The organism is Skermanella aerolata KACC 11604 (assembly GCF_000936425.1).
GTDB classification, from domain to species: Bacteria; Pseudomonadota; Alphaproteobacteria; order Azospirillales; family Azospirillaceae; genus Skermanella; species Skermanella aerolata.
Genome location: NZ_AVFK01000037.1, coordinates 36,813 through 47,373, shown reverse-complemented (window position 1 = coordinate 47,373; position 10,561 = coordinate 36,813). Strand labels below are relative to the sequence as shown.

The 10,561-nt window shown below is 68.9% G+C and carries 5 protein-coding genes; 2 read left to right on the top strand and 3 right to left on the bottom strand.

From position 1 onward, the window contains the following. The first annotated feature begins 8 nt into the window (after positions 1-8). Together N826_RS30305 and N826_RS40670 are read left to right on the top strand one after the other, a co-directional pair. Entirely contained in the window at positions 9-776 is a 768-nt protein-coding gene (locus tag N826_RS30305) for an SDR family oxidoreductase (protein ID WP_044435139.1), read from the top strand. Then, positions 773-1,540, top strand: a complete 768-nt coding sequence (locus N826_RS40670; RefSeq protein WP_052832292.1) for a glycosyltransferase family 32 protein — start codon at positions 773-775, stop codon at positions 1,538-1,540. Before N826_RS30305 ends, N826_RS40670 begins: the two co-directional genes overlap by 4 nt. Before the next feature lie 413 nt (positions 1,541-1,953). Here the strand turns inward: N826_RS40670 and N826_RS42120 are convergent, their stop codons facing one another. From N826_RS42120 to N826_RS30290, 3 genes are all read right to left on the bottom strand, one after another. Next, positions 1,954-2,094 (bottom strand): HTH domain-containing protein, encoded by a 141-nt coding sequence (locus N826_RS42120; protein ID WP_211099424.1) that lies wholly within the window; start codon positions 2,092-2,094, stop codon positions 1,954-1,956. A gap of 19 nt (positions 2,095-2,113) precedes the next feature. Continuing rightward, positions 2,114-3,157 carry a glycosyltransferase family 4 protein gene (locus N826_RS30295; protein ID WP_044435137.1) on the bottom strand — a complete coding sequence of 348 codons (1,044 nt, stop codon included), beginning with the start codon at positions 3,155-3,157 and terminating at the stop codon, positions 2,114-2,116. 91 nt (positions 3,158-3,248) lie between these two features. Next, positions 3,249-10,478 (bottom strand): non-ribosomal peptide synthetase, encoded by a 7,230-nt coding sequence (locus N826_RS30290; protein ID WP_052832290.1) that lies wholly within the window; start codon positions 10,476-10,478, stop codon positions 3,249-3,251. Positions 10,479-10,561: the final 83 nt, after the last annotated feature.

The following is a 10,561-nucleotide window of genomic DNA, read 5'->3' as shown; positions in this document are numbered from 1 at the left end:
GTGAGAGCATGCGCATCGATAGTGTGACCGCCGTGGTGACGGGCGCCGCCCAGGGCTTGGGGCGATGCTTCGCCCTGGAACTGGCGCGCGCCGGGGCGCGCGTGATGGCCGGCGACATCCAGGCCGACGGACTGGCGACGCTGGCGGACGAGGCGCGCGGCCTGCCCGGCCGGGTCGAGACGGCGCCGCTCGACGTCACGCAGGAAGCTTCGATCCGGGGCTTTCTGGCCGCGACGGTGCAGCGCTTTGGGGTGCCCAACCTGCTGGTCAACAATGCCGGCATCCTGCGCGACGGGCTGCTGGCGCTGCGCGAGGACGACGGTTTCGTCCGCAAGATGCCGAGCGCCCAGTGGAAGTCGGTGATCGACACCAACCTGACCGGTGCGTACGTGATGGCGCGCGAGGTCGTCACCCTGATGCTGGAAAACGGTGTCGCTCCGGGACTGGTGGTCAACATTTCCTCGATCACCGGGGCCGGCAATCCCGGTCAGGGCAACTACGCCGCCGCCAAGGCCGGCTTGGACGCCGCCACCCGAACCTGGGCGCTGGAGCTGGCGCGGCACGGCATCCGCGTCGGCGGCATAGCGCCGGGATTGATCGACACGCCGATGGCAGCCGGCCTCGCCGCAGCCGCCCGCGCCGACATGATCGCCGACGTCCCCCTTGGCCGGATGGGCAGGCCGGAGGAGATCTGGGCGGCTCTGCGCTTCATCGTGGAATGCGATTTTTTCACCGGCCGCGTCGTGCTGGTGGACGGCGGAGCCAGCTATTCATGACGGACTCCGATCCGCAAGCCGCCGGCATCCCGCGCATCCTGCACCAGATCTGGTATCAGGGCGAGGCGCAGATGCCGGACAAGTTCCGCCGCTTCAGCGAGGGCTGGCGCGTCAACCATCCGGATTGGTCGTTCCACCTGTGGAACGAAACCGCCATGCGCGACTTCATGGTCGAGAACTATCCGGCGTTCCTGCCGGTCTATGACGGCTATCCCTTCAACATCCAGCGCATCGACGCGGTACGCTATTTCATCCTGAACACCCTGGGCGGCGTCTATGTCGATGCCGACATTGAAAGCCTGAAGCCGATCGATACCGTAGTGGAAGGTTGTTCGCTGATGCTGTCGCGAACGCTCGGCTACAACAACGCCATAATCGGCAGCCGGCCCGGGCACGCCCTTTGGCCGGTCATCTTCGAGGGACTTTCGGCCAACCACAAGCGACCGCCGCGCAGGTTCCTGGATTTCCTGATCGACGCCGACGCCCTGTTCGTCGCCACCAGCACTGGTCCCCGCCTGTTCACGGCGAGTGTGCGGAAAAGCGCGGCCGAGACCGATCCCGACACCCGCATCTGCCCCTACTGGTATTTCGAGCCGGGAACGCCGGCGGAAATCGACGGCAAGGTCGCCGTCGATCCCGACACGTCGCGCTCCTACGGCATCCACCACATGAGCCAGACCTGGGTATCGCCGCTGCGCCGCGCCATCGACGCGGCGGCCAAACCCCTGATGGCGCTGGCATTGCGCTTCACCGCGCCAAGGTGAAGGCAAAGTTTTCAGTGCAGAGTCCCGCCGCATCTTACAATACCAACTGCATTGAAGCTTGACCGGTAAGTTCCGGCAAAGGTGTCGGGCTGAAGAGGCCCGACCTACAAGAGCACGCTGGCGTAGGTCGGGCCTCTTCAGCCCGACATCTAACGCTCCGGAACGGTCAATGATTAATAATGTTGGCATAATAGGATCCGTAGAGTTTGACCGGTGGTCGACAAATGTTGGGCCGTGGCCCAACAAACACTGTCCACCCCGACACCACCCGCTACTACGGCATCCACCACATGAGCCAGGCCTGGGTATCGCCGCGCCATCGACGCAGCGGCCAAACCCCAGGGCTACTTCCGTCCCTGAGAGCCATTATCTAAGGTCGGACGGTCCCGAGGGCCGCAACTCGCACCATGTCATCACCACCCGCACCCTGTCGAACCGCCATACAGCGTGCGCAGGCTGATGCCCAGGCTGTCGGCCAGCACCTGCCCGCTGACCGGCCGCCGGTGCGACCGCAGAAGCTGGATCAGGTCGAGCAGTCTGGACGATCGGGACATCCCATTCCCCGATACGGCTTCAGCGTGACAGTGCCCGCAGCCTCTCCCGGTAGATGTCGAGATAGGCCGCCGCCATCCGGTCGGCGCTGAAACGCTTTTCGAACCGCCGGCGGACACCGGCCCGGTCGAGCGCACCGAGCCTGCCGACGGCTTCGACGGCGGCCTCGGCGCCGTCGACGACGAAGCCCGTCACCCCTTCGTCGACCACCTCCGGAACGGCGCCGAAACGATAGCCGATCACGGGGGTTCCCGTCGCCATGGCCTCGATCATGACCAGGCCGAACGGCTCTTCCCAATCGATCGGGAACAGCAGCGCGCGGGCGTTGCCAAGCAGGTCGTTCTTCTGCGCATCGTCGATCTCGCCCAGCACCTCGACGCGCGGGTCGCTCAGGTAAGGGCCGACCTTGGCATCCCAGTAGGGTCGGTCATGATCGTAGAGGTTGCCGGCAAGCTTGATCGGCCAGCCAGCGGCCAGGGCTATCCTGATGGCCTCGTGCGGCTGCTTGGTTTCCGAGAAGCGGCCGATGAAGGCCAGATACTCGCCCTGTCCGGGGTGGAAGTCGTAGAGACCGGCCGGGATCCCGTGATGGACGGTCCCCGCCCAGCGCGCATCCGGCATCGGCTTCCGCTGATTGTCGGAGATCGACACCAGCGGCATCTCCGGCACCGCACGGTACAGCACGTCCATGTCGGGCGAGCCGAGCGGCATGTGGAAAGTCGTGATCGAACGCTCCGCGATGTCCATGAAGCAGGGGAAATGCATCCCCTCGTCGTGGAAATGCACGATGTCGAACTCGTGCAGATGCCGGCGCACCATCGCGAAATGCGCGGCGAAATGAGGCAGCGCGTTGGCGATCGGCGCCCCACTCAGCGATTGCGGCCGGGATGCTATCAGCCGAGCCGAGGTGACGGCGTCGCCACAGGCGAACAGTGTGACGTCCTGGCCAGCCGCGACCAGTGCTTCGGTCAGATAGGAGATCGCCCGCTCGGTCCCGCCGTATTTCTTCGGGGGAACGGGGAAGATGATCGAAGCCACTTGGGCGATGCGGAGCGGGCGGGGCATGGTGTCTGTCTCGACTGCGAAAGATGAAGGCGATGCTGCGGGTCAGAGACGGCACGCCGCTGCGGGGCGCCTCGAAGGGGACGCATGGGTATCAAGGCGGCTGGCGGGCCAGCAGCCGGCCGATGCCGGCGGCTAGCTCGGCCGCCAGCGGTTCCTTGACGACGGTCAGATGGTCGCCGCCGATCCGGTGAACCGTGACCGGTTGGTCGGTCAGACCCGACCAGCCGAGATCGCCGGGTAGGCCTGGCCGGGCGGCCAGCGAGTCGGTCGCCCAGACATGGACGGGAACGGGGATGCGGGCCGGCTGGAAGCAGCGCAACGCCGCAAGGTTGGCCCTGAACACCGCCAGCATGCCGGCGACCTGATCGCGCCCGATCGCACCGCCGAAAGCACCGGTCGCCGTGAGCCGCCGATGCACCAGATCAATCCGCGTCTCCGGGCCGAACTGCCGGAGGGTCGCGGCGTCCAGTCCAAGCTCGATCCCGATGGAGGCCTCGACCGCACGGACCATGTAGTGCAACTGGCCCGCATCGTCCTCCGGAACGACACCAACAACCCAGGATTGCGGATCGGGCAGCGCGTCGATCATCACGGCGAAGGGAACGGCGTGACCCCGTCCCGCCAATTCCGCCGACAGCTCACCCGCCAGGGCGGCGCCGTAGGAATATCCGACGGCCACGAAGGGGCCGGGATGCTTGGCGGACTCCAGCGCATCCGCGTAGGCACGCGCCATACCGGGCAGACTGTCGAGCGGCGGGCGCGTGTTGTCCAGCCCGCGCGCCTGAAGCCCGACGATCCGCCAGCCCTGCGCCAGTGCCGCCGCAAGCGGCTGATACGCCAGCACATGCCCGGAAATCTCATGCGGCAGCAGGATCGTGCCGCACTCTCCCGCCGCCCGCAGCGTCACCAGCACCTCGTCGGCCCCGGTTCCCGATGCCTGCGCGTCGATCAGGGCCGCCTGGGCGGCGACGGTGCCTCCCGTGAACAGGCTGGCGAGCGGCAGGCGGCAGCCGAACGCCGCCTCGACCCTCGCGATCAACTGCACCGCCAGGAACGAGTGCCCACCCAGTTCGAAGAACCCGGCATCGACCGACGTCACCGGCCGTTCCAGCACGGCGGACCACAGGTCGAGCAGGGCCGCCTCTGTCGCTCCCGGATTGCCTGAACCGGAAACGAACATTGCAACCACCGGAGCGGCGGCAGGCTCCCGTGCCGCAACCGGCCGTTCCAGCGCGCCGCCGTCAGTCCAGCGGGCGACGATGTCGGCGGGACGCAGGCGGCCATCCGCTTGGCCGATCCAGAGCGCGCCGGGCAGGCCGGCGGGCAGCGGCTGCCCCTCCCCGTCCAGCACGGCGGCACTTACACCGGCGGCCGGACGTCCCAGCACCTGCCACAGCGGTCCCGAAGCGTCATCTTTCGTCACTGTCAGCAGGGTTGCCAGCGCTCCTTCGGGCAGCGGAGCCGCCGCCCCGTCCACCTGGACCGAACCACTCCCGCTATCCGCAACCAGCGGCAGCCGCCCCGCCTCGGCCGCGGGGTTGCCGGCCAGCCCAGCCAGCAGGGTGCGGAAATGGCCGGCCAGCCGCGCCACGGTCGCGGCGCCGAAGCGATGGGCGTCGCATTCCAGCACGGCGTCGATCCCGCCCGCGTCCTCGACCATGGTCAGCATGACGTCGAAGCGGGCGGCGCTCGCCTCGTCGGCCAGGGGCGTGACGGTCAGCCCCGGCAGTTCCAGCAGCCCGCCGGGCGCGTTCTGAAGCACCATCATGGCCTGGAACAGCGGCGTATGGGTCAGCGAGCGCTTCAGCCCGAGGGCATCGACCACCAGTTCGAACGGCGCGTCCTGATGCGCGTAGGCGTCCAGCGTGGCCGCCCGCGACCGCCCGATCAACTCGCCGCCGCTGGGATTGCCCGACAGGTCGAGCCGGAGCGCCAGCGTATTGACGAAGCAGCCGATCAGCCCCGCCAGATCCTCGCGCGTGCGGTTTGCGATGGGGGTTCCGACGACCACGTCGGTCTGCCCGCTCCAGCGCGACAGCAGCAGCGCGAAACCGGCATGCAGCGCCATGAACAGGGTCGCCTGATGCCGCTGGGCCAGCGAGCGGAGCGCACCGGTCAGTCCGGCATCCAGGCGGAAGCGCAGGCTGCGCGCCGGCCGGTCGGTCCCGCCAGCGCGCGGCCCATCGCCCGGCAGTTCCAGGACCTCCGGCGCCCCTGCCAGCCGGTCGCGCCAGTAGCCGATCAGCCGTTCCAGCACAGGGCCGGCCAGCGTCCGCTGCTGCCACGCGGCGAAGTCCGCATACTGGAGTGCCAGCGGCTTCAGACCGGCAGGATTTCCACCGGTCTCCGCCCGGTAATGCTCGGTCACTTCGCGCGCCAGCACGCCCATCGACCAGCCGTCGGTAACCGCGTGGTGCAGCACCGCCACCAGCACGGCGGAGCGTGGCGCCAGCCGCACCAGCGTCAGCCGGAGCGGCGGCCCCTTGTCGAGATCGATCGCTTCCAGCGCCAGCGGACGCAGCGCCCGCCCCAGTTCCTCGACCGTTGCGACCTCCCCCAGGTCGGCGGAGCGGTCGAGCACGGCCAGCGGCGCCTCGAACGGCGGCATGATCTCCTGCCGGGGACGCCCATCCTCGACCGGGAAGCGGGTGCGCAGGTTCTCGTGCCGTCCGATGACGGCGGTCAGCGCCCGCCGCAGCGCGCCTTCGTCCAGGTCGCCGTCCAGCCGCAGGCCAAGCGCCACGTTGTAGGCGCCGCTGCCCGGCAGCAGCCGGTCCAGGAACCACAATCGCTGCTGCGCATAGGACAGCGGCAGCGGTTTGGTCCGGTCGGCCGGCGGAATCGCCTCGTCTTCCACCGGTGCAGCATTACCCAGCCGTTCCGCCAGCGCCGCCGCGAAAGCGGCGACATCGGGCCGCTCGAACAGCAGGCGCAACGGGACATCGACGCCAAGCTCCGCCCTGACGCGGGCGACGACGCGGGTCGCCAGCAGCGAGTGCCCGCCGACCTCGAAGAAGTTGTCCCGGATACCGATCGCCGGAATACCGAGCACGTCGGCCCAGATCTCCGCCACCAACTTTTCCAGCGGCGTGCGCGGCGGTTCCGCCGACGCCCGCGACGACGCCGCGTCGTCACCGGGTTCCGGCAAGGCGCGCGTGTTCAGCTTGCCGGTCGGTCCCAGCGGCAGGCGGTCCAGGAACACGAAGGCCCCCGGCGCCATATGTTCCGGCAGGCGCGCGGCGGCATGCCGCCGCAACGCCGGCTCAAGGGACCCGCGCGGGTCGGCGGGAGCCGGTTCGTTCAGGTATTCCACCGGCTCCAGAATCGCCGCGGTCAGCGGCACGCCGGGCGCCGGCTCACCCGGACGGTGGAACAGCACGTCGAAGCTGCCGTCCTCCACATCCGCCGTCCAGCTCAGTGCCGCTTCCCAGCCGCGTACCCGCGCCGCCGCCGTCACGACGGCGGGGTCCAGTCCCGCTTCGCAGTCCGCTGGCGGGACGTCCAGCACCACGTCGGGAGCACCGTCGCCGTCGATCCAGGCAATCGCGGCCAGGGGCCGCGCCAGCCGCCGGTTCGGCATCGCCGAGTAGCCGAAGGCGGCGCCGGCGCTGGACAGGCGTTCCTTCAGCAGCCCGATGTCGCCCCCGTCCGGCCATGGCGTGACCGCGACATCGGCGGTACCGGCAACCCTGTCGCCGCCCGCGACCGTCACGATCCCGTCGTAGCGGAAGCGCGTCAGCTCGTTGTCGCCCTCGGCGGCTTTCGGCAGTGTGCTGACGCCCGCGATGCCGGGACGCCGGGCCAGCGCAGCGAAGAAGGCCGGATCGACCAGGATCTCCTTCTCGCGCGCCACCGCGCGCTCGAGCCGGCGCGCCAGTTCGCCGCGTGTCCTGCCGGCCCCGGTCGCCACCGCGATGTCGGCGTGGAAGGCCCGCAGCAGGACGCGGTTGCGCAGGTCGCCCAGGAACAGCCGCCCGCCCGGCTTCAGCCGGGCCAGTGCCCCGTCGACCACCGTCATGAAATAGGCGCGGCTGGGGAAGTACTGGGCGACGGAGTTGATGACGACCAGATCGAAGCCGCCGGGAACGCCGTCCAGATCGGCCGCTTCCCGGTGCTCCAGAGTGACGTGGTCCAGGCCCCGCTGGGCAGCACCGGCTTTCAGCCGCTCGACCACGGGGCCGGAGAAGTCCAGGCCGTGGTAATGCTCGACCTCGGGCGCCAGCCCGAACAGGATCATTCCGGTTCCGGAACCGATTTCCAGCACCCGCCGGGGTGCCAGGCTCCGCAGCCGCGCCAGCGTCTCGTCCAGCCACGACCGCATCTCCAATGCCGGGATCGGCGTATTGGTATAGCTGTCGTTCCAGCCGGAGATGTCGAATTCCCCGGCGTCACCATCAGCGTGATCCCCGCCGCCCTGGTAGATCATGTCGAAGGTGGCGCGCCAGCCCTCGTCTTCCACCTGGGAATCGACCTCGGCACCGGGACGCGGCACGACATAGGCGACCAGCCGCTTCAGGTCCCCCTCACCGTGCGGAACCACCGCGACGTCGCCGACGGCGGGATGGTCCGACAGGACGGCCTGGATCTCCCCAAGCTCGATCCGGAACCCGCGCAGCTTGACCTGGGTATCCGCCCGGCTCCGGTATTCCAGGTCGCCCGAGGGCGTGACCCGCGCCAGATCGCCGCTTCGGTAGAGCCTGCCGGCGCCCACCGGGTCGTCGACGAAGCGCTCCGCCGTCAGTTCGGGACGGTTGAGGTAGCCGCGCGCCACTCCGGCTCCCCCGACCCAGATTTCCCCGACCATGCCGGGCGGCACCGGCTCGCCGTGGTCGTCCAGCAGGCGGATGAACAGGTCGGGGATCGGCTCCCCGATCACGCTGCCCAGCCGGCGCTTGACGTCGCGCCAGCCGATCGGACGGTATGTCACATGCACCGTCGTCTCGGTGATGCCGTACATGTTGATCAGCCGGGGCTCGGCGTCGCCGTGCCGGTCCAGCCAGGGTTCGAGGCTCGCCAGATCCAGCGCCTCGCCGCCGAACACGACATGGCGAAGCGCTATCTCCGCCTCGCGCGGGTCGGCGTCCTCCGCCTGGATCAGCTGGCGGAACGCCGACGGCGTCTGGTTCAGCACCGTCACCTTCTCGCGGCACAGCAGGTCGTAGAAGGCGTCCGCCGCCCGTGCCGTCTCGCGCGGGACGATCACCAGCGCGCCGCCATAGGCCAGCGCACCCCAGATCTCCCAGACCGAGAAGTCGAAGGCATAGGAGTGGAACAGCGTCCAGACGTCGCGCTCGCCGAACCCGAACCACGGATCGGTCGCGTCGAACAGCCGCGTCAGGTTGCCATGGGTGACCAGCACGCCCTTCGGCCGCCCGGTCGATCCCGATGTGTAGATCACATAGGCGAGATCTCCCGGCCCCACCGTCACGGGACGCAACGCCGCCGCATCGGCCTCGCCGCAGTCCTCCACCATGACGACGGGAGCGGCCGGCGCTCCCGCTTCCGGTCCGGCCGGCACCTTCGGTGCCAGCCCGACGGTGGCCAGCACCGCCAGCACGCCGCTGTCGGCCAGCGCATGGGCGACGCGGTCGGCGGGATATCCTGGATCGAGCGGCACATAGGCCGCACCCGCCCGCAGCACGCCCAGCACGCCGGCCAGCATGTCGAACGACGGCTCGAACCATAGGGCGACCCGGTCGCCGGTGCCGATCCCAAGCGCCTGAAGCCGCCCCGCGATGGCGGCGGACCGCCGCTCCAGCTCGCCATAGCGGAGCCGCCGGTCGTTCCAGCGCAAGGCGACGGCCTCCGGCCGGCCCAGCGCGTGGCGTACGAAACGGTCGTGGACGCCGTCCACGAATGCGGCCGCCGCCAGTTTCGGCGTGGTCAGCAGGGCCGCGCGCTCGCGTTCCGTCAGCAAGGGCAGGCGCGACACCGGCACGTCCGGCGCCGCCGTCGCGGCACCGATCAGCGTGACGAACTGACGGGCCAGCCGGCGGACCGATTCCGCTTCGAACAGGTCGGTATTGTACGCGAAGACGCCGGCCAGTTCGCCGCCCTGCTCGCGCACGAACAGTTCCAGGTCGAAGCGCGCCGCCTCCTGCGTCAGCAGCGGCTCCACCGTGAAGCCGCCGGATTCCACTTCGGGCGGCGTGGCGTCCAACAGCGTGAAGGCGACCTGGAACAGCGGGTTGCGGCTGGTATCGCGCGGCAGGTCCAGCTGCTCTACCAGCATTTCGAACGGCAAGGTCGCGTTGTCGAAGGCTTCCAGCACCAGACCGCGCAGCCGTTCCAGCAGTTGCCCGAACCCGGGATCTCCGGAAAGGTCGCCCCGCACCACCACCATGTTGACGAAGAAACCGACCAGCGCTTGAGTCTCCAGCCGGTCACGGTTGGCCAGCGATGTCCCGACCGGCACGTCGTCCTGCCGGCAGTGGCGGGCCAGAAGAACCTGGAAGGCCGCCATCAGCGCCGTGAACAGCGTCGTCCGCGCGCCAGACGCCAGCTTCCGCAGCCGGCCGGTCACATCGGCGTCCACAATGAAGGGGACCAGCGCGCCGTTGAAGCTTTGCAGGCGCGAACGCAGCTTGTCAGTCGGCAGTTCCAGCACCGGCAGCGCCGACAGCCGGTCGCGCCAATAGGCAAGCTCGCCGCCCAGCCGTTCCGCGCCATAGGTCTCGCGCTGCCAGGACGAGAAATCCGCGTAGTCGATCGGCAACGGCGCCAGCGCCGGAGTTTTGCCGCCAAGCCGTGCCCGGTAGGCCTGAAGCAGGTCGAACGACAGGATGCCGAGCGACCACGCGTCCGCCGCGATATGGTGGATGGTCATGACGACGGCCGTCGATGTGTCGGCCGTCCTGATCGCCGATACCCGCAGCGGTCCTTGCCGCACAAGGTCGAACGGCTTGGCCGCCTCCTCCCGGATGGCGGCGGTCAGCGCGTCCCGATCGTCGGCCGAGCCGCGCCAGTCGCGCAGATCGATCGCTACCGGCCCGGCAGGGTCGACCACCTGCACGCCGTCGCCGTCACCCTCTTCGTACCGGGTCCGCAGGATCGGGTGGCGTGCCGCGATGTCGGCGATGGCTGCCGCGAAAGCCGCCGGGTCAAACGTCCCGCCCAGCCGGAAAGCCAGGCAGATCGTATAGGCGGCGCTTTCGTCCAGCCGGTGCAGGTACCACATCCTGCGCTGCTGATAGGAGAGCGGTGCCCGCGTCAGCCCAAGATGCGGAATGCGTTTCGAGTGGGGCGTCTGCTCACCGATATCGTCGTCAAGAAGCAGATCGAGCAGATCCAGATCCGCATCGTCGCTATCAATGATTGGCATGGCGGGCACAAGCTTCCAACTAATTCGGTTAATAATTACGCCAGTACCAGTTGCATACTATTCTGTGTGCTCCGCATAAGGCG